We start from the raw sequence: 20767 nt of genomic DNA, 5'->3' as shown, positions 1-20767 counted from the left end.
CATCGGTTTGACCGGGTCTGAGTCGAAAATAGCCCTCATGAGGCTGGGTCGAGTGTGACCCGGAAGCCAAGTTGTTGGAGTTGACCGACGAGTCGGCGGGTGTGGCGGCTGGGGTCGCCGCGGCTGAGGAAGTGGTCTGGGCCCAGGTCGCGGTAGTCAACGCCGTCGGTGATCATGTGCCAGGTGGCGATCAGGATGCTGTGCCGACCGCGACGAGCGCCCGTTTCTTGCCTCGGCGGCCGGCGAGGCGCCGGTATCGGGTTTGCAGGTAGGTGTTGTTGGTCCGGGACGCCGCGGAGGCGGCTTCGCCCAGAGCGCCACGCAGCCACGAATCACCGCGACGGGTGGCGCCGCCGTAGTGTTTGCCCGCGGATTCGTGGTTGCCCGGACACATGCCCGCCCAGGACGCCAGGTGCGCGGCCGTGGGGAATCTGGTCATGTCCGCGCCGGTCTCGGCTACGAGGACCTGGGCGATGCGGGTACTCACCCCAGGGATGCTGTCCAGTCGGTCGACAACGGCCTGAAAGGGCGCGATCTCGGTCTCGATGCGCTGGGTGAGGCTGGCGATGGTGGCCTCGGCGGCGTCGACCCGGTCGAGCATCGTTCGGCAGACGAATGCGTGGTGATCGCTGAACCGTCCGATCAACGCCTCACGCAGGGCCGGGATCTTCGCCCGCATCCGCGCCCGTGCGAAGTCGGCCAGCACATTCGGATCGCGTTCGCCGGCGATCAGCGCGTCGATCATCGCCCGACCCGACACCGACAGGGTGTGAGCGGCGACCGTGGTCAGCTTGATACCCGCGTCCTCGAGGACCTTCTCCAGCCGTTGGATCTCGCGGGTACGCTCCTGCACCACCGAGGTGCGGTAGCGGGTCAGGTCCCGCAGCCTGCGAATCGGCGGTGGCGGCACGAAACTCGGCCTGACCAGGCCATGCTCGATCAGCTGGGCAATCCAGGCGGCGTCTGACACGTCGGTCTTGCGGCCCGGGATGTTGCGCATGTGCCGGGCGTTGAGCAGCTGCGTGTCGAACGAGTCCTCGAGCATGTAATAGACCGGCTTCCAGTAATCCCCCGTGGCCTCCATACCGACCGTGCTGATCTCGTTGTCCCCCAACCAGTCTCGCAGTAACAGCAACCCCGCAGTGGTCGTGGCGAATGTGCGGATCTCCTGCGTCCGCCTACGGCCCTTCCCTGGAATACGCACGCATGCCTTGAGGTCGGCCTTGCCGATGTCCAGCCCCGCGCACCGCTGCACCACGGTGTCCATGACCGCATCACCTCCTCCTTCCGTCCGAACAGGACGATCGGCCCGAGGGGCCGCACAGGCCAGGAAGAGTCTGAGTCGCGTGCTCGAGGCAACAGTCAACAGCGCCTGTGGCACGGCCCCGGCGTCCCGCTGTAAAACGGGCTCGAAGCACCACAGTCCCACGACGTCATCGGGCCGACCGCCCACCAATTTTCAGTCCTCATCGGCGACCGCGCCAGCGGACATTCCCCGCTGTAAAACGAGCGGTGTAACTCCCAATGCCACGTAGTTAAGCGGCCGAGCCACCCGTCAACCGTCCGGTGGGAGGAGCGATGGTGGAGGTGATGGTTACCTGTCGCATGGGTTGGTCCCATTTGGACTTGTTGTAGGCGAAGGGTGAGATCGGTCGTTTGATCCGTCGGGGCCAGATCCGGGTGCGACGCTCGGCGGGACCGAGAGCACGAGGGTCCAGCGCTGCGGCTCGGATCCGTGGACACGACTCATCGCTTCGACCGGGAACGGGTGTGTGAGCGTTGATCACTGTGTGGCGGGTGGTGCGCAGGACGACGGTCAGGGAGATCCGGTCGGGATCGAGGCCGGCGGAGTCCGCGGCATCGGCGGCGACGCGGCGGGCGGCTTGATAGACCACGAGCAGTCCGAACAGCTCCTGCCGGACACCGTCGACGGTGCGAGAGCGCAGAACTCGGCCGCTGCCGCGCAGCGTGACCTTGAGGCCGTGGAATGCCGTCTCGGCTTCCCAGCGCTGGTGACAGAGAGCGACGAGTTCCTGCGCTGGGTAGGTCTCTGGATCCAGCAAGGTGGTGATCAGGCGCACGGTTCCGCTCTTGGCCCGGCCGTCGGCGTTGATCGCGGTGACGGTGGCATCAATGACCCGGACAGTGATGCCGTCGACCTGGGGCCGGACCGCGTGGGGGGTGGCGAGCCCAGTAGCGCAACCGGTCCCGTCCACGGACATCGGCCACGATGGACAGGTAGGAGCCGTCGGGAAGGGTGCGCAGCACAGCCAGCGTCCGGTTGTTCTGGATCCGCCACAACACGTCGGCACCGGTGGCGACGGCCTTGCACAGCAACGGATAGCCATCGGATGCCCGATCAGCCAGCAACAGCATGCCGGGCCGCAATGATCGGCACAGCACGGTGTTCTGCTCGGGTTCCGGCATGTCGTGAGGGCCAAACACCACGTCGATTAACGCCCTGGTCCCACATTCCACCAGCGCCGACAACTTCAGCGCCGGATAGCTGCCAGGACCATGACAACTCACCTTCCGGCCGAAGAACCCAGCCGTCTCCGCCGCGTCGGCGACCGCCAATCCCGTGCCATCCCACGCGACCACAAGCAGCCCACGCCACCACGATCCGCGACACGTCGAGCCCGCCACCGACCCCTTCAGCCGATCGAACAACAGTGCCAACGGAGCCGAGCCGACCCGCCTGCGAGCATGGCGCAACGCGGCCTCCGACGGTGACATCCGTTGCCCGCCAACGAGACCGGCGGTCAACGCGGCCTACACGCCCTGGTACCCATCCGAGCCGAACAAGGACAACGCGAGCACGAAGTAGATCACCACACGCGATGGCAGCTTCCGCACACGGCGCTGCACTCGCCGGGTCACGCCGAGCACCTCGTCCACCAGCGCAGGCGTGATCACCTGCGTCAACTCTCCCAGATGCCCAGCCACAAACACCGAACCCGATACCTCACCACGCTCCACCACGTAATGATCTTGAGGGACCACATCTGTCCGTCGGCCACCCACTCGCCCAACGGCTTGACAGCCGGCACGGCCGCCTAACTACGTGGCATTGGTGTAACTCCCGATCATGGAAGTGCATCTGATGACCGACATGATGTCCGGCGTGGAGAACGCCGAGGACTCGAAGCCCGTGAGCGGCCTGGATGGCCTGGATGAGCAGCTCGTCGCGCAGTTGCTGAGCAGCGCCAAGGCCAGCGGGCTGAAGCTGACCGGTGAGGGCGGGATGCTGCAGCAGCTGACCAAGCTGGTGCTGGAGTCCGCGCTCGAGGGTGAGATGACCGATCACCTCGGCTATGACAAGCACGACCCGGCTGGCCGCGGGACCGGCAACTCGCGCAACGGCACCCGGTCCAAGACCGTGCTCACCGACGTCGGCCCGGTCGAGATCGACGTGCCGCGCGACCGCGACGCCAGCTTCGAGCCCAAGATCGTCGCGAAGCGGCAACGGCGTCTGGGTGGCGTGGACGAGATGGTGATCTCGTTGGCGGCCAAGGGTTTGACGACCGGTGAGATCTCCGCGCATCTGGCGGAGGTCTATGGTGCCGAGGTGTCGCGGCAGACGATCTCCACGATCACCGACAAGGTGGTCGAGGGCATGGTCGAATGGCAGAACCGGCCGCTCGACGCGGTGTACCCGGTGATCTTCATCGATGCGATCCACGTCAAGATCCGTGACGGTCAGGTCGCCAACCGGCCGATCTATGTCGCGCTCGCGGTCACCTGCGAAGGACGGCGCGACATCCTCGGGTTGTGGGCCGGCGGCGAGGGCGCCAAATACTGGCTGCATGTCCTCACCGAGCTCGAGAACCGCGGCGTGGCCGACGTGCTGATGGTCGTCTGCGACGGGCTGACCGGGTTGCCGGACGCGATCACCACCGTCTGGCCGCAGACGATCACCCAGACCTGCGTGGTCCACTTGCTGCGCAACAGTTTCCGCTACGCGGGCCGGCAGCACTGGGACGCGATCGCCAAGGCCCTCAAGCCGGTCTACACCGCGCCGACCGAGGCCGCCGCCCGCGAGCGGTTCGCCGAGTTCACCGACGCGTGGGGCGCCCGCTATCCGGCGATCGTTCGCCTGTGGGACAACGCCTGGGCCGAGTTCGTGCCGTTCCTCGCCTTCGACCCCGAGATCCGCCGGGTGATCTGCTCGACCAACGCCATCGAGAGCGTCAACGCCCGCATCCGCCGCGCCGTCAAAGCCCGCGGGCACTTCCCCAACGAGCAGGCCGCGCTCAAATGCGTCTACATGGCCATCATGAGCCTGGACCCGACCGGCACCGGCCGCAAACGCTGGACCATGCGGTGGAAACCCGCGCTCAACGCGTTCGAGATCGCCTTCGACGGCCGCCTGGCCGCCGGACGGAAGTAGTCTCCTTCAACCCGAGATACACCGCTCGTTTGGCTCTGGCCCGTAGTCGGTGGTGACGTCGAGTAACCGTTCGCGATCATGATCTTGTGATGGCTGTCGATTCCCTTGTGGGGACGGTGTTCTCCGGATTGTCAGCGTTGGTTATCGAGGACGTGACGGAGGGCAGCGGCATGGTGGTGGTTACGGCCCGCACTCGGGATGTGGCCATACCCTGCCCAGACTGCGGGACCGTGACGGCGAAGGTGCACGGGTATCACCAGCGGATGGTGAAGGACGTGCCGGTCGATGACCGCCAGGTCGTCGTCCGCCTGCGCGTACGGCGGCTGGTCTGTCCGGCCCTGGGTTGTCGACGGCAGACGTTCCGGGAGCAGATTCCCGGCCTGCTGCAACGCCATCAGCGCCGCACGGTGCGGCTTGTCCGGCAGATATCCCATGTGGCGCAGGAGTTGTGCGGCCGGGCGGCAGCACGCCTGGCCGGCCTGCTCGCTGTGCCGGTGTCCCGTAGCACCGCGTTGCGCCGTCTGCGGTGCCTGCCGCTGCCCCGACTGGAGATTCCGCGGGTGATCGGCGTGGACGATTTCGCTCTGCGTCGCCGCCAGCGCTACGCCACGATCATCATCGATGCCGAGACCGGCCGGCGGGTCGAGGTCCTGCCTGGTCGCGACGCGGCCACCCTGGAGTCGTGGCTGCGCGAGCATCCCGGTGTCGAGGTCGTGTGCCGGGACGGCTCGGCCACCTACGCCGAGGCTGTCCGCCGAGCTCTGCCCGACGCGGTGCAGGTCAGTGACGATGGCACCTGTGGCGCAATCTCTGTGACAGGGTCCTGCTCGAGGTCCGCGCGCACGCCGGATGCTGGGCCACCGTCAACCCGCCCCGTCCTGGCGGCGTTCACGAGCAGACCACGCGCGAACGCTGGAACAAGGTCCACGATCTCCTCGGTCAAGGCGTCGGTCTGCTCGACTGCTCCCGCCGCCTCGGCGTGGCCCTGAACACAGTCAAACGCAACGCCCGCATGCCAGAACCTCAAGCCCTGCGCATCACCCCGACCTACCGCCCGACCCTGGTCGACCCCTACCGTGATCATCTGCGCGCCCGCCGCACGGCCGATCCCGCGGTCCCTGTCACCCGGCTGCTCGCGGAGATCCGCGAACTGGGCTACACCGGCAGCGCCAACCTGCTGGTCCGCTACCTCAACCAAGGCCGCGCCGAAGGCGACCGCCCCGTCACGACCTCCCGTCACGCCAGCCGCCTCCTGCTCACCAAACCCGCGAACCTGCGCCCGAAGGACACGGCCCTGCTGGAGAAAATCGCCGCAGCCTGCCCAGAGATGACCGCACTCGCCAGTCTGGTACGCGGCTTCGCCGCACTGCTGACACCGGCCGCGGGTAACGACGTGAAGCTCACCGAGTGGATCGCGCAGGCCCGCGCCGTCGATCTGCCGCATCTACGCAGACTCACCAACGGTCTCGAGATCGACCGGTCCGCTGTGGACGGTGCCATCACCTTGCCCTACCACAACGGCCGCACCGAAGGCGTCAACACCCGCACCAAGAGGATCATGAGACAGATGCACGGACGCGCCGGATTCGACCTTCTCCGCCACCGCATCCTTCTGCCCTGACTGCCACTCCACGTCACCACCGACTACGAGCCAGAGCCGCTCGTGTTTGACAGACCCCCCACAGGTTCCGTCGGAGTACCGCGAGGCGTTCGATCCGGTCAGGTCCAAGGGGTTGTAGTCGGGCTCGCAAGGGTGCTGCGGCGGCGAGGGATCGGTGGGTGCGGTGCTCGTTGTAATGCCGCTCGTACTCACGCATTGGCCCACCGCTGACCGTCGACAAAGGACTCGTCGATGTCGTGACGCTGAGCCGGGACGCACGGCTGCTGGCCACCGGATCGAACTCCGGCGAGGTATTGCTGTGGGACCTGTCGCGGTTGCGGTACATCCGCGACCAGCTCACCGACGAGGCCTGCGTCAGTGCCCGGCGCTGGCTCGACCAGGCCGAGCGGACCCGGCACGTCGGCCCGGACTTCGTGTACCAGGAGGACTGCAAGTCAGCCTGACAGGCGGTTGCGCATCGCCGCTGTCCGCAGCGCCCGGTACATGATCTGCTGGTCGCCGAGCTTGTGCCGCAGGTCCTTCTCCAAGCCCGCGATCGGATACAGGTTCTGAGGCGCGCGAGAGTCCTTGTACTCAGCAGAGGCAAACCGGCACAACACGGTCTGCGTCAGATTCGCCAGTGCGATCACCTCGTCGAGAGGCCGGCCCGCCGACGCCTCCACCCGGACAACACCTGCCCACGGCGCGCCGGGCTCGCATGGCAGTCGCAGGTACCAGGTGCGCCGCTCCCAGCTGGTGCCGAGAAGGAACACCGGTGTGCGCTGACCGGGTGTCAGGTTCGCGACCAGCGCGTTGAGCTGCGCCGGTAGATAGGTGGAGCGGTGGCTCTTGATGTAGCCGACAGCGCGGTTGAGATGGCTGCGGTCGCGTAGAGGACCATCGATCACCAGCAGGTCGTTCTGCAAGCCATGATCAGCCAGTGCGTCTCGGGCGGCTACGGCTGTCTCCACCTCGACTTCGGCCAGCCGCCTCTGCAGTTCCGACGACAGCGCCACGGGTAGCGGGGTTTCGGGGCGGGACTCCGTGTGGCGGGCCTGGTAAGTACCGGCGGATGTGGGGATGTCCGCTGCGTGCGGTGCGGTGCTGAACACGCCACGGCGGACCTTGAACTCGCTGACGTGCGCGCGATCGGCGTGGCAGCACACGACACCGGCGGCATACGAGGCGCAGATGCCCATCGTCGCCGCGGTGTCCGCTTCCCCGCCGATCTCGTTGATCCAAACGCGGGCGTCGATCCGGCGCACACCGTCAACGAACAGCACCGCGTCCGGAGCCGTGACCGCGGTCGGGCCAATGGGGCGCCACTCGCTTTCGGGCACCTCGACGTCGAGGTGCACCTCGGACCGCGACTCGGTGAGATCCTCGATCTCCATAGCGGTGCCGTAGCCGACGTCCCAACCGTCGACGCTGAACCGCATCGGCGACGTCGTGGTGGTCTGGCCCGGGCTCACAGCGCCTCCCTGACGACGCGCGAACTGGTGGCGTCACGGGTGACCAGGAATCGCACCGGTACCCGCTCCGCGAGCGCGCTGATGTGGGTGATGACGCCAACCATCCGGGAGCGGGATGTGGCGAGGTTCTCCAGGGTGGACGCCACGGTGTCCAGCGTCTCCTCGTCCAGCGTGCCGAAGCCCTCGTCGAGGAAGATCGAGTCGAGTTCGGCGGCGCCGTCGACGGCGAGCGCTCGAATCTGCGACGACAGCGCGAGCGCAAGCGCCAGCGAGGCCTGGAACGTCTCGCCGCCGGACAACGTCTTGACCGGCCTTGGGGAGTCCGCCTCGTTGTGATCGATGACGTGGAACGCGCCGTCGACGTGGCAGAGGTCGAACTGGCCGCCCGACAGCTCGAACAACGACGCTGAAGCCTCCTCGACGAGGGTGTCGATCGCGCTGGCCACGAGCCACCGCTGGAACGCGTCCGAACGCATGAGGTCAGCGAGGAGCTTCGCCACCCGTGCCTCGTCCTGCGCGGTCTGAATTTCCGAACGGAGTGCGGTGGCTGCGACGACGCGTTCCGTCACCCGATGGTGCTCGCCTTCCGCTCGAGCGAGAGCAGTCGCCACCAGCACCGAGGCGCGTTCCGCCAGCGGTACATCGGGAACTGCGACTTCGTCGAACTCCACGCCCAAGCCGGTCAGGTCGTCGCGCAGCGCCTGCTCGGCCTGGATGAGCGTCCGCTCGGCCTGTGTTGACATGGCGGTGACCTCGTCGAGCTGTTCGGCGAGCGTGTGAGCCTGTGCTGTGGCCCAGTCCACCAGCGTCGTCCACGCGGTGAGCAGGTCGTCGCCGTCCAGTTGTGGCGCGCCCAAGGAGGCAAGCGGGTCGCGGGCTCGCGAGAGTTCTCGCCGCGCCTGCACCACTTTCTGCTCGACTGCACGGAGTTCATTGGTCACACGGGCGACTTCAGCTCGTGCCGTCCGGAAGTCCGCGTCGGTTCGACGAACGTCCGCTTCCAGCTCGCCGAGCCACTCGAGCTTGCGCTCAACATCCTCTTCGGACGGTCCGTCGACCAGCAGGGTCACCAATTCGTCGCGGCGAGCCGTGCGACTCTCAAGTCTCGTCGTCACGTCCTGTTGCGCCACCTTCGCATCTGTGGCGGCGGCACGACATCGTTCGAGTTCGGCCACGGCGTTTTCGAGGTCGGTCGCCGCGGTGACTCTGGAAGCTGATGCCGACTCGGCGATCTGGTCGAGCTCGGGCAGGACGGCGGCGCGCTCACCGGCTTGTTCGCGGGCCCAGGTCGCGAGCTCGTTCCATCCGGCGCAGACGTCGGTCTCGTCGACCAGCGGGACTCCGAACACGACGAGGGTGTCTCGGGTCCTGCGCAGCTCCTCACGCGCGGCGGCCGCCGTGCTCTGCACCTTGTCGACGGCTTGTTGTGCCGCAACGCGATCCGCCTTGGCTGCGGTCAGTTCGCCGGCTGCGTCGGCGACGCGCGCTTCGGCAGCTGTTCGTACGTCCGCCACCTCGTCGACGCGTTCCGCGACCGACCTCGCGGCCAGAGCCGTCCGTTCCAGATCGCTGTCGGAGATTTCGGCGGAAAGCGGGCTGTCGAGAACGGTCTCGATGTCCAACACCGACGCGGCATCCAACACGATCGGGATCGCCGCGATCAACGCCCGCCGCGCCAGCTCCGCTCCGCTGAGCGCGCGCGTCCGCGAATCGACCGCTCGATCGACGACACGCTCCAGCGTTCGCACGGCGTCGACCGCGACCTCGTGGTCACGACCGGCCGCGGCGAGTTGTGCGCGGGCGGCGGCTATCGACGCGCTCGCGGCGGATGTCGGCACAGCGTGGACTTCTTGCTCGCAAACAGGGCAGGGCGCGCCGACGGTGAGGTGTGTGCGCAAGGCAAGCGCCCGGTCTGTGCGCTCGATGTCGTCGACTGACTGCTGTGCGGTGGCGAGTGCGGCTGCGGCGTTGTCGAGATCGGTACGTTCCTGTGCGAGCTTCCGTTGCTGTGCGGCGAATTCAGTGGAAGCAGCGAGCTGAGCAGTGCAGGGTTCGTGGAGTTCGCCGGCATACCGGCGTGCGTCGTTGAGCGAGGCGGCGGAGGGAATCGTGAGCAGCGCGTTGCGGGTGTCCACGTCGGCTTTCTCGGCTGCGGCGAGGCGGGCGGACGCGGCCGCGGTGAGCTGTGCGGCGCGTTCACTGGCGGCGGCGATGTCAGCAAGACCTTCAGGAGCCTTCACCTCGGCAAGGCGATCGTGTTCCGATCGAACGCTGTCGGCTCGCGCCTCGGCCTCTTCAGCAATGCGACGTGCATCGTCGGAGGCCGTGCGAGCACGTGTGGCAGCAGCCTCCGTGTGCCGCACAGCTGCGTCCGCAACGCGCGTCTCGGACTCAGCAAGCTGCTGTGTCTTCTCCAAGTCCGGCAAGGCTTTCGTGACGTCGGCCAGCTCGTTCCACAGCCGCCGAGTCTGCTCCAGCCCGGACCGGGCGGGCGCCGCCTGAACCGCGATGCGCGCGGCATCATCGGCGCTCTGTGCTTCCTCCAGCGCTTGGGCAGCAGCGGTGTGCGTGTCGACTGCGGCACGGCGACTCTTCTCAAGGCCGGCGATGTCGGCTGGAATGGCGACCTGCATGAGCTGGGTGCGGTCTGCGGTCAGCCGCCGGACGTTCTCCGTAGCGGCACGGTGCGACGCGGCGGCGGCAGCGAGAGCCGGCTGTGCGGCGGCCACGCGGCCGTTCAAGCCGGCGAGCGCCGCGACGCGGCCGGCCAGGTCTGCGACAGCCTCGTCGGTGGCGTCCGCGTAGCCGTCGAGCTGACCGGTCAGGGTCTCGGCGCGCTGACGCTGTTCCGCAGCGCGTCCGCCGGCACCGCGGGCGATCCTGTCGTAGACCTCCCACCCCAGCAGCTTCACCAGGATTCGTTGTCTGTCGCTGGCCTTGGCGTGCAGGAACTCGGCGAACTCCCCCTGTGGCAGAGCCACACAGGCGCAGAAGTGTTTGAACGTCAGTCCGAGCAACTTCTCGACCGCACCGTTGACCTCACGATCCGAAGCGAGGACCACCGTGTCGTCGTCAGGGTCACCGAGTGCGGCCGGGTCGGCGAACCTCTCCAGCCGGACGCTCTTCACGCCGACGCCGGGATTCTTCCCGCCTGAACGGCGCACTTCGCGCGCAACGCTGTAGCGAGCGCCGGCCACGTCGAAGACCAGGCGCACGACGCCCCGGTTGACTGTGGGCGCCAGGGCCGGGGAGACCATCCCCTCGTGATCCCATCGCGCCACAGAGCCGTACAAGGCGAACGTCATCGCGTCGATGACAGTGCTCTTCCCGGAACCTGTCGGACCGATCAACGCGAAGTAGTCGGTCTCGTCGAACCGCACCTCGGCACGTTCGCGGAACGACGCGAATCCGTCCATCTCCAGCAGCACGGGCCGCATGAGCTGTTCCTTTCCGGTCCGGGCGGGTGGTTCAGGCGTCTGCGCTGGTGACGTCGTCGTGCAGCCGGGCGAACAACTCCCCCACCCGTGGGTCCACGACGTCTCGTACCGCGCAGTAGGCCGCGAACAGCTCACCGGGCGTGTGTTGTGCTGTGGAAGCTCCGCCCGCTCGTGGCCTGTCCGTCGCGGTGAACTCCGGGTCGATCCGCACCTGCAGGGCGTTCGGCAGGGCTTCGTGCACGTCGTCGACCAGCCCGGCACGGCTGGGTTCGCGCACGTACACCCGCAGGTAGTCGTCGCCGAACGACGACGCCTGACCGAGTAACTCGGCAAGCGTGCCGTGCACGGTCCGCAGCCGGCGACCGGACGTCAGCGGCACTTCAGTGATCTTCGCCGGTGTGCTCGGCGTCGCCTCGACGACGAGCACCATGCTGGTGTTGTTCTCCTCGCCGAAGTCCACCGCGATCGGTGAACCGGAGTAGTGGACGGGGCACGCCGCGGGGAGAGACTGGCGGCGGTGCAGGTGCCCGAGCGCGACGTAGTGCGGATCGTCGCCGAACGCGTAGGCCGGTACGTGGTACTCGAAGATGGACTGCGCGTCGCGTTCGCCGCCCCCGAACTTGCCTCCAGTGACCGTGAGGTGAGCCATGATGATGTTGACGGCGTCCGGGGCGAATCCGGACTTGAGACTGGTCAGGATGTCACGGACGTGCTGGTCGTACTTACCCGCGTTCTCGGCCGGCGTGGCGGTCAGCAGCTCGGCGGCCTTGACGGCGTAGCGCTGTGACAGGAACGGCAGCACCGCGACGTTGACGCGTTCGCCCGTGGACCTCGCGTCGAACGTCACCACGCCGCCCTGGTCGGCCGGGCTCGGCCGTCCGATCCAGTGGATGCCCGCGGCGCGCATCAACGGGCGGTACGCCTCGAAGGTGGCGGCGTGGTCGTGGTTGCCCGCGATCGCGATCACCTCGGCGCCGGTGCGTTTCAGCGCGAGTAGTGCGCTGACCACCAGCTGCTGTGCCTCAGCGGACGGTGCCGAGGTCTCGTACAGGTCGCCGGCGATGAGCACAGCATCAACGGCGTGGTCGCGCGCGATCGTGTGGATCTCGCGCAGGACGGTGGTTTGCTCCTCGAGTCGGCTGCGGCCCTTGAGGGTCTTGCCGATGTGCCAGTCGGAGGTGTGCAGGAACTTCACGACGCGGTCCTAACGTGCGGCGGGGTGAGTCGGCTCAGAACGGCGGCGGGTCCTCGAACGGGTCCTGGCTCGCAGGCATTCCGGCGAACGGATCACCAGGCCTGGCACCGTTTCCGCGCGGCCCGGTTCCGTTCGTGCTGCCGACGAGAACGCCACCTGCCTCGGACAGCCGGGTCGCCCAGGCGGGGAAGGGGAACTCGACCGCGAGCGGAACGGGGATCTCGGGCTGGCTGACGAACATCGCGCCCGGTTTCGCCAGCGTGGCGCGGATGCGTTGGCTGGCAGGCAGGAACCCGTACTCGGGACGCGATGCCTCGGCCGCGTCGAGCCGGCCGACGATCTTCACCGAGCTGTTGCTGACGATGCGGCGCTCGACCTCGCTGGCGGTCTGCTGGGCACCGATGAGGATCACGCCGAGGGAGCGGCCGCGCTCGGCGATGTCGAGCAGCACCTCCTTGATCGGGCTGGAACCTTCGCGTGGCGCGTACTTGTTCAGCTCGTCGAGCATGGTGAACAGCAGTCCGCCGGGGCCGGCTTTCTCCTTGCGGGCGGTCTCCGCTGCGAGCACGACACCAACGACGAACCTCTGCGCCCGCTCGACCAGGTTGTGGAGATCGACGACCGTCACCTGATGGTTCTCCGTGGAGACCTTGCGGGTGGGCGTGTCCGGGAGGTCGCCGCGGATCAGCTCGCCCAACGCTCGCTGGCTGGAGCGCAACCGGCGGACGAACGCGTTCGACGTGCCCGCACCGATCGCCGGTCCCGCCCACACCGACCGGGTCTCGTCGTCGGTGACCCGATCGCAGATGAGCTCTACGAGGTCTTCGTAAGTGCGACAGAGTTTGCCGTCCACATTCACCGCGCCGTCGCGACCGGCAGCGGACGCGTCCCGGCGCAGCCGGTTGGCGACCTGATGGACGACCATCGTGTACTGGTTCCGCTCGTCCTCGGCGTCTGCGAACACGTAAGGGAGCAGCTCCTGGGAGCAGAACTCGGCGAGGGTCCACCAGAACGCTCCGACACCCGACGTTCGCCCGGAAACGTGCGGCCGCCCGGTCAGGTCACCCGGTGTCGGAGGAGCGAAGAACCCCACCGAGCCGAACGGTTCCGCGGGCAGACCCAGACGGGCGTACTCGCCTCGCAGCTCGGCGTCCACGCGGGTGTTGATCTGGTCGAGGAACAGCAGGTCCTCACCCTTGACCGAGAACACGAGCGCCTTCGAGTTGTGCGCGTTGGACAGTACGCCGCAGCGAAAGATCGAATGCAGCAGGAACAGCGCGAAGGAGGTCTTGGTCGCCACACCGCTGATGCCGCTGATGCTGACGTGCGCGCCACGTGTGCCGTCCAGGAACTCCATGTTGAGGTAGATCGGCTCACCGTCGCGCCCCATGCCCACCGGCACTTTGCGCTGCATCTGGTCGAAGTAGAGCGCCTGAGCACGTTCGTCACCGGTGGCTCGCAGGACGAGCGCGCCAGGGCGCGGTGGCACGTAGCACTCGGGCTCGACGCGCGTCGTGGAGATCTCCGCGGTCTCCTGCACCTCGGCTGGAAGCACACCGTCGGAGATGAGGAAGACGTCGCTGTCGAAGCTGGCTCCCTCGTGCCGTGCGGTGACCTGAGTGACAATGCCACAGGTCATCACGGGTTCCCGGCCCGCGACCTCCCGCACCGTCACGACTACGTCATCCAGCTGGAGATATGCGTCGCGCTCGACGGCCACGTGGAAGGTCAGCGGCGTGGAGTCCTCGGTACCCGCGACCATCCCCACCACGTTCGCCTGCTTGTTCTGCTGCATCGTGGGCACTCCGATCAACCACGTGCGCGCGAGGCGGCCCCGCGCTCGACATCGCCGAAACCCGGACGTCCTGATTCCACAGGACGGTACTGGCCGGCTACGAGATTCGGCGTAGCCGACGTCCGCGTGTCGGCGGACGCCAGGGAGCGCCGTTGCAACCAGTCACGAGCGGATCCCGTCGGCTGTTGCAAGTAGTGCCGCAGAAGCGCCGCGGTCATCCGGGCGTCGGCGAGAGCGCGGTGTGCTGAGCCATCGAAGTCGATGCCTGCCGCGGCGCAACACTCCTGCAGCTTCCGGCGTCCGGCGTCGTGGATCATCCGGTCGACCTCGATGGTGCACACCCCGGTCTCGGACGGCAGCGGTCGACCGGCGCGCTGGAACTCCGCTTCGAGGAACCTCTGCTCGAACGGGAGGTTGTGGGCGACGAGGACCGCGCCGTCTAGTTGTTCCGCGACTACGTCCACGATGTCCGCGAAGCGCGGCGCACCTTCCACATCGCTCGTCGTGATGCCGTGCACCCAGGACGCACCGACGTTCCGCTCGGGATCGACCAGGGTGCTCCACTCCCCCAGCGGCGCACCGTCCGGTCCGATTCGGACGACGGCGATCTCGATGATCCGGTCTCCACGGCGCGGCGCGTACCCGGTGGTCTCCAGGTCCACCACTGCGAACGGCAGGTCGTCGAGCGCCGAGTACCTGACCGGCGCGGGCAGGCCCGCGATCGGGTCGACGTCGACGATCGGCAGGACGTCGGCGAGCGACTGGAGCACGATGCGGGCGGCCGGCACGGTGAGGTTGCTCTGGGCGTAGGCGCGCTCCCGCAGCTCGGTACCCAGGTGCGCGTCGTGCTTGCCGACAACGGTGTTCGGCACATCCGCGGCGAGCTCGACAGCGGTCGGTCCGGCGTTGGCCAGGAGCTGCCTGACCGCGTGGCCGAGCTCGGCGGGCGTGCACTTCGAGATCGACACGGCGACGCCGTCCCTGCTCGTCTCGAAACCCGCTGTCGTCAGCCACACGGCGAGCGTGTTCAGCACGCGGTCGCCGAGCCACGGGAACACCAGCGTGTCATCACTCCAGGCGAGCACAGGGTTCTCGCCGAGTTCCAGACGTCGGTACGACTGGCGGCCTTCCTCCAGGAGACGCTGCGCCGTCGCGTCCAGAAAGGGTGGCTCGTCGTCGGACTCGTACCACCAGCGCATCCGGCGCCGGATCTCGTCGCAGATCTCGGCGGAGCCACCGGAGAACCTCGGCGCCTTGCCGCCGCGAGCCGGTGCGAGGTCGATGAGCTTGGCGTTCGAGTCGACCGACACGACCTGCCAGCGCCGGCCGGCGAAGATGAGCAGCTGGCCCGGGATGATCGGGTGAACGACGGGAATCGTGCCAAGGCTGCGGTTTCCGTTGACGAGGCGATACTCCTCGCCGCTGGTGAACGCCGCGTAGAAGCTGTAGTGGTTGACGATCGGCTCACCGGCGGCGCCGAGCAGCAGGAGGCCGTCCGGTTCCTGCTCGATCAGTTCCGCCCGGCCGAGGTCCCGCAGGAGCTCGACGAAGGTCTGCTGATCGACGTGGGCGAACGGGCCGCTGGCGCACAAGACCTTCCACAGCTGTGCCGGTGCGGCGCCCTGGTGTTGCGCGATCACCGACAGGATCTGCTGGATGAGGGTGGAGAGGTGCCACGCCGACATGTCCGGAGGCTCGTACCAGCGTTCGCCGAGCAGGTCGATCATGGCGACGGTCTGGAACAGCTCCGCCCGGAGCTGATCGGCAGGCGGGGTGGTCGCCGCGATCTCCGGCTCGGTGACGTAGACGCGCAGCACCGATGGTTCGCCACGGCGGCCGGACCTGCCGAGGCGTTGCCGGAGGCCCGATACGGTCGGTGGAGCGCCGATCTGCGCTACGGACGTCACCGAGCCGATGTCGATGCCCATCTCCAGGGTGGAGGTGCAGATCGCGGTCGTCGGCCGGGCACTACGGAGTTGCTCCTCCACGTGTTCCCGGACGTTCTTCGAGAGGTTTCCATGGTGCGGGAGGAACTCGTTCGGCACGCACCGGCTCTCACTCAGCGTGCGCAGGCGGTCGGCGTAGTACTCGACCGCGCCGCGCCGGTTCGCGAAGACGAGGTGGTTGCGGCCGCGCAAGGTGGTGAAGAGGTGCTCGGCGATCGCCAGGCTGCTGACCGGTTCCTCCTCAGGCTCCTCTTCCGGCGCCGCGTCCACATAGCCACGCACGATCAGCTTCGTCTCGCCAGAACTGTCCTGGGACTCGAGCACGCGGACGGCGGCCGCGGCTCTGGGCCGAAGGAACTCCGCCGCAGATCGCATGTCACTCAGCGTCGCGGACAGCCCGACTCGAGGCACACTCCGACGCACCGCGAGTTCCAGCCGGTGCAGCAACGATTGGAGCTGCGCACCTCGTTCAGTTCCGATGAACGAGTGCATCTCATCGACCACGACCCAGCCGAGCGATGCGAAGATCCGTGCAACGTCACCACCGCGCAGGACGAACATGGCCTCCAGCGACTCCGGGGTGATGAGCAGAATGCCCTCGGGTTTCGAGAGAACCCTTGCCTTCGCCGAACCCGCGACGTCGCCGTGCCAGCGGTGCACAGGCACGTCGAGGTGTGCGCACAGATCGTCCAGCCTGCGGTGCTGGTCGTTGATCAGCGCCTTGAGCGGCGAGATGTAGAGGGCGCGGATGCCCGTGCCCGGCTCGTCCAGCAAGGCCGAGCAGATCGGCAGGAACGCGGCTTCCGTCTTGCCCGACGCCGTCGCCGCGGCGATGATCACGTCGCGGTCGGCGGACAGGATCTCCGGAATGGCGCGTTCCTGGACATCCCGCAGCTCCGGCCAGCCCTGCCGCCACACCCAGCGCTGCACCGCGTGGTGCAGCGCCGGGAAGCTGGACGACCGGACAGGCTCAGAGCTTGAAGGAAACGAGGTCATCGTCGCCCGCGACGTCCGTGAGCGGCTCCAGGTCCGGGTTGACGTCGGCTTCCAGCCGCACGCCGCCGAGCAGCGGCCGCCAGTCGGTGCCAGGGTTGTTCTCCAGCACTGACAACAGGTTCAAGAACTCCTTGATGGTCGTCCGCGGCGTCCGGAAATAGGCATCGCCGATCCGCTGCGTGCAGTGCTGCATGAACGCGTGCAACGCCTCGTCGGGCAACAGATAGTCCGCCGGCTCACCGCTGGCGAAGACGTGGCGAAGCTTGGTGAGCAGGACGTAGAAATCCTCCTGGGTCAAGCTCGACAGGCGCAGCACCGGCCCCGAATAGTCGCTCAGCCCGTTGGCGGCGAAGGAGTTCTCCGCGAGCCGTGACTGCAGTGCCTCGTAGGAGTACAGCCCGCGGCGAGTGTCCATCAGGAACTCGGGAGTACCGCCGAACAGGAAACCCAGATGCGCGGCGGTGCCCTGCAGGCTGTCGTTCACGATGCGCAGGATCTGCTCGTAGTTAGCCGATCGCGCCTGCGAGGACGTCAGCTTGTAGAGGTTGACCATCTCGTCGAGACAGACCAGCAGTCCGTTGTAGCCAGCCATGCGCACGAAGCGGGACAACAGTTTCAGCTGGTCGTAGAAGCTCGCGTCATCGACGATCGTGCGCACACCGAGTGCCGCACGCGCATCGGTCCTCGTCGCGAACTCACCGCGCAACCACCGCACCGCATCGGACTTGAGCTGCTCGTTGCCGGTGTCGTGGCCACGCCAGTAAGCCGCGATCACCTCGGCGAAGTCGTAACCGCCGACCAGCTCCGACAGGTCAGCCATCCGCTGTCGGATCACGGCTTCCGGATTGCTGCCCTGCTCCCGCGCCGTAGTCAGCGCCTGGGAGACGAACCGCTCGACGATCGCGCCCAGCGCGCCGCCGTCCGACTTGGCCTGGGTCGCGGTGTTGCGCGCCAGCTCAGCATAGAGACTGCGGGCCTGCCCTCCCGTGGCGTGCAGCCTCCGATCGGGGGCGAGGTCGGCGTGCATCGTCACGAGCTTCTGCTTCAGCGCGATCGACCTGACCAGATGCAGGAAGAACGTCTTCCCAGAACCGTATTCGCCGATCACGAACCGGGCGGTCGACCCGCCGTCGGCGATCCGGTCGATGTCGCGAACCAGCGAGTTGACCTCATGGTGGCGCCCGACCTGCACGTGCTGCTGCCCAGCCCGCGGCACCACGCCGGCACGCAGGGACTGCACGATCGCGTCGCGGTCGCGGGGGCGGATTCGGGTGGCGGCAGTCGTCATGCGAGCAGGGCTCCTCGCGCATAGTCGTTGATGCGGAACTCGTCGTTGTCATCCTCGACGAGAGGTTCGTCGGCCGCGTCGAGCGCCGCCTCGTTCACCGTGTCCAGTGCACCTTCCAGCATCAGACCCAGTTCATCGCACAGCACTTCCAGATCACTTCTGGTCCACAGAGGACTGTCCGCCACTCGGCGGGCGAACGTGGAGTGCGCGGCGTCTAGCCCGGGGACCGAGGGCACGTCGACCGCGACTGTGGCTGGTGGTGGAGCGGGGTCGTCGGCTTCGTCGACGAAGATGTCCGCCAGCAGGGCCGAGACCGCGGCGGTCTCGGCCAGCCTGGCCTCGACGAGCTCGCGGTCGAGCACGAGCTGCCCGATCGGGGCCGCTTGCGGCTGCGGAATCAGGTATCCCGTGGGTTTCGGGCCGGGTGAGCCGATGGTGACCGGCTCCGTCGCGGGAGGGGGTTTGGCCGCGGCTGAGACGTGCAGCTTGCCGTACACGGACTCCGGGTCCAGCTCCAGCAGCGTGTAGATCTTGCGCAGCGTCTTGACCTCACTCGGCGAGATGTGACCGTCGATGGCGGCGACCATCGTGAGGAAGTCCGCAACGTGACCGCGTTGTGGTGCGGTCAGCGCCGAGAGCCGCTTCTTCAAGCCGGTCAGCTTGGTGTCCGATGCCAGCAACAACACCAGGTGCGCGCTGAGGCGCTGTCGTTCACCGGCCGACAGGTGCAAACTCGTTTCGAGGTGTCCGATCAGGTGCGTCCGCTCGGCTTCCGACACGTCGTCGTCCGCTGCGCTGACGACAGCGGCGAGGTGCAACAGCGTGGTGGCCGCAGCGTACTCATGACTGGCGACCGCGGGTTGCTCCTGGCCGGCGCGGAACAACACCGCGGGGCCGGAGGACAACACGGGCCCGCCCATGCGGACGTCCGGCTCCATGCCGACGCCAAGCCGTTCCAGCAACTGCGCCAGCCCGACCGCGTCCACCTTCCCGAACTTGCCGGGAGTGCGCGCCGGCCACAGCGCGACCAGGTCCGCCGCACGCACTACCGCAGGCCCCTCGGAGTCACCGAGCGTCCGGTCGATCAGCTCACGTACGGGCCGCAACGCTTCCCCGCTGCCGCTCAACAGTTCCTCGGGAAGCAACGCCGCCGCTGCCAACGAGTTCGCGGCATCCGGCTGCTTGCCCATGAGCCTGCTGTACGCGTCGAGCGCCGCCGTGCACTCCTCGACCAGACCCGCGAGCTCACGCGTAGCCGCGGGTTCCGCGACGACGTCGGGAATATTGAGCTCGACGTGCGTCGTGCCAAGACCACCACTCGCCGGCCGGTAGGACAACGACACGGACTGATTGGACGGCCGGATACGCGAACCCGCGCCATGCCTTCGCTGATAGCGCTCCTGGAACAACCGCCGGAACTCTTCAGGACACCGGGCCGCGGGCGTGCGCGGATAGATCTCCGGGTGCAGCAACGCCCAGCTGTGCGCCCATTCCGCCGGCACCGGCTGCCCGTCGCGGGCGAGCATGCCCAGCCCGAGCTGCAGCGCGACGGGCGTTGGATACCGCATCGTCGTCGCCGGATCCGGTGGGGCGACGGACGAGTTCGCGCCCTCGGCGGTGAGCATCAGTTCGAGGCATTGCTGGAACTTCGCGGCATAACCCTCGAACGACCTGTTCCCGCCGTAGATCCTCTGCAACCGCAATACCTCGGCGTAGATCCGCCGCAGATCGGCACGTGCCGCCGGATCGCGTGAACCGTCGACGAGCACGCGTCGCTCGAGCCCGTAGAAGAAGAGGAAGACGTAGCCGATGTAGGCGTCCGGCGCGTTGCGCCCGCCCGCGAGCCAGGACAGGTATCCACTGCGGTTGGCCGGCGAGATCGCGTGGTAGGCGGGCCAGTATGGCATCCCGCGGCCGACGCGATCGGGGTTTGCATAGTTGACCTTCAGCGCGGGATCGATGCTCTCCGGCATTTCGCCGGTGCCCCACACGTGCCGGGGCACCGGACCGACGTAGATCATCCCGTCCGGAACCAGGTATTTCCCAACCTGGATGGAGACGCCAGGTGGAATCCAGGTCGGCACCTGGGGCTTCAGTGCCGGAGGTGGCGTCGGCCTCGTGTCGAACCGCTGGGCCGCTGCCACAGCGACGGCATGAGCAGGCGGGGCGACCTTACGACGGAAGCGATCCCAGAACCCCACAGGCGCACCACTCCTCTTGCCCAACCCAAGCACAGACGGTCACTACGTCGCTCCCGAATAACGCAGCGTTACGACTCCAAACGGGTGACAGGCAATCACAGATCCGTCGGGAAACACTGCGCAGATTGATCGCGATCGAACACCTTTGGCCGCACAGCAGGTCTCGTGACCGGCGAGGTGCGAGGCCCGATATCGAGGTTGGTTACCTTCACTCACTGACTCGACCGTCTCCGTCACGCCGCCGAACACCGGCAACGCCTTGTCCAAGCCGCTGGCCTCGAGCGGACGCCAGGCAGCGCGCCCAGTCGCTTCCACCTCTGGGCCATCCAACGCCTCCCTCACGCGTACGTTCCATGGACCCTTCAACGACTGAAACCCCTGGGACATGACTCCGACTAACAACGCCCACCCCATCGTGTGAACAGATGACGGTGTGTTACCGCCGAA

At 67.4% G+C, this 20767-nt stretch carries 12 protein-coding genes and 2 pseudogenes; 3 read left to right on the top strand and 11 right to left on the bottom strand.

Annotated features, from left to right (window positions below; all coding sequences use genetic code 11):
- Nucleotides 1-35: 35 nt before the first annotated feature.
- The 4 genes and pseudogenes from DI276_RS26105 to DI276_RS50225 all read right to left on the bottom strand — a co-directional run bounded on the left by DI276_RS26105 (nucleotide 36) and on the right by DI276_RS50225 (nucleotide 2946).
- Nucleotides 36-1267: pseudogene (locus DI276_RS26105) on the bottom strand (IS110 family RNA-guided transposase).
- 268 nt (nucleotides 1268-1535) lie between these two features.
- On the bottom strand, nucleotides 1536-2222 hold the full coding sequence (locus tag DI276_RS26100; RefSeq protein WP_157984947.1) for a transposase: 687 nt from the start codon (nucleotides 2220-2222) through the stop codon (nucleotides 1536-1538).
- Complete coding sequence (locus DI276_RS50230) at nucleotides 2131-2679, bottom strand: hypothetical protein (protein ID WP_157984946.1); 549 nt, start codon at nucleotides 2677-2679, stop codon at nucleotides 2131-2133. The genes DI276_RS26100 and DI276_RS50230 overlap by 92 nt, the downstream gene beginning before the upstream one ends.
- Nucleotides 2680-2772: 93 nt before the next feature.
- Nucleotides 2773-2946: a transposase domain-containing protein gene (locus DI276_RS50225; protein ID WP_332874709.1), complete on the bottom strand. Its 174-nt coding sequence runs from the start codon at nucleotides 2944-2946 to the stop codon at nucleotides 2773-2775.
- 166 nt (nucleotides 2947-3112) lie between these two features.
- On the opposite strand from DI276_RS50225, the gene DI276_RS26090 reads away from it, so the two are divergent.
- The 3 genes and pseudogenes from DI276_RS26090 to DI276_RS26080 all read left to right on the top strand — a co-directional run bounded on the left by DI276_RS26090 (nucleotide 3113) and on the right by DI276_RS26080 (nucleotide 6454).
- Entirely contained in the window at nucleotides 3113-4390 is a 1278-nt protein-coding gene (locus DI276_RS26090; protein ID WP_408610583.1) for an IS256 family transposase, read from the top strand.
- Between the two features lie 89 nt (nucleotides 4391-4479).
- Nucleotides 4480-6011, top strand: a pseudogene (locus DI276_RS26085) (ISL3 family transposase).
- Between the two features lie 236 nt (nucleotides 6012-6247).
- Nucleotides 6248-6454, top strand: coding sequence for a hypothetical protein (locus DI276_RS26080; protein WP_112267914.1), 207 nt, complete (start codon nucleotides 6248-6250; stop codon nucleotides 6452-6454).
- On the opposite strand, the gene DI276_RS26075 is transcribed toward DI276_RS26080, so the two are convergent.
- Genes DI276_RS26075 through DI276_RS26045 form a run of 7 tightly spaced genes read right to left on the bottom strand, consistent with a single transcriptional unit; the run spans nucleotide 6446 to nucleotide 20203 of the window.
- Entirely contained in the window at nucleotides 6446-7462 is a 1017-nt protein-coding gene (locus tag DI276_RS26075) for a DNA double-strand break repair nuclease NurA (protein ID WP_232836919.1), read from the bottom strand. The two genes, DI276_RS26080 and DI276_RS26075, sit on opposite strands and share 9 nt — an antisense overlap.
- Nucleotides 7459-10899, bottom strand: a complete 3441-nt coding sequence (locus DI276_RS26070; RefSeq protein ID WP_198680909.1) for an AAA family ATPase — start codon at nucleotides 10897-10899, stop codon at nucleotides 7459-7461. The genes DI276_RS26075 and DI276_RS26070 overlap by 4 nt, the downstream gene beginning before the upstream one ends.
- 31 nt (nucleotides 10900-10930) lie before the next feature.
- On the bottom strand, nucleotides 10931-12094 hold the full coding sequence (locus DI276_RS26065) for an exonuclease SbcCD subunit D (RefSeq protein ID WP_112267912.1): 1164 nt from the start codon (nucleotides 12092-12094) through the stop codon (nucleotides 10931-10933).
- A 34-nt stretch (nucleotides 12095-12128) separates the two neighbouring features.
- Complete coding sequence (locus tag DI276_RS26060) at nucleotides 12129-13889, bottom strand: ATP-binding protein (protein WP_112268254.1); 1761 nt, start codon at nucleotides 13887-13889, stop codon at nucleotides 12129-12131.
- Between the two features lie 14 nt (nucleotides 13890-13903).
- Nucleotides 13904-16765 carry a DEAD/DEAH box helicase gene (locus tag DI276_RS26055; RefSeq protein ID WP_198680908.1) on the bottom strand — a complete coding sequence of 954 codons (2862 nt, stop codon included), beginning with the start codon at nucleotides 16763-16765 and terminating at the stop codon, nucleotides 13904-13906.
- Between the two features lie 40 nt (nucleotides 16766-16805).
- Entirely contained in the window at nucleotides 16806-18119 is a 1314-nt protein-coding gene (locus DI276_RS26050; protein ID WP_112267910.1) for an ATP-binding protein, read from the bottom strand.
- Complete coding sequence (locus tag DI276_RS26045) at nucleotides 18116-20203, bottom strand: tellurite resistance TerB family protein (RefSeq protein ID WP_198680907.1); 2088 nt, start codon at nucleotides 20201-20203, stop codon at nucleotides 18116-18118. The genes DI276_RS26050 and DI276_RS26045 overlap by 4 nt, the downstream gene beginning before the upstream one ends.
- Between the last annotated feature and the right edge of the window lie 564 nt (nucleotides 20204-20767).

The sequence above is a fragment of the Lentzea terrae genome (assembly GCF_003265345.1).
GTDB lineage: Bacteria > Actinomycetota > Actinomycetes > Mycobacteriales > Pseudonocardiaceae > Lentzea > Lentzea terrae.
This window is presented reverse-complemented; position numbering and strand designations above follow the sequence as displayed.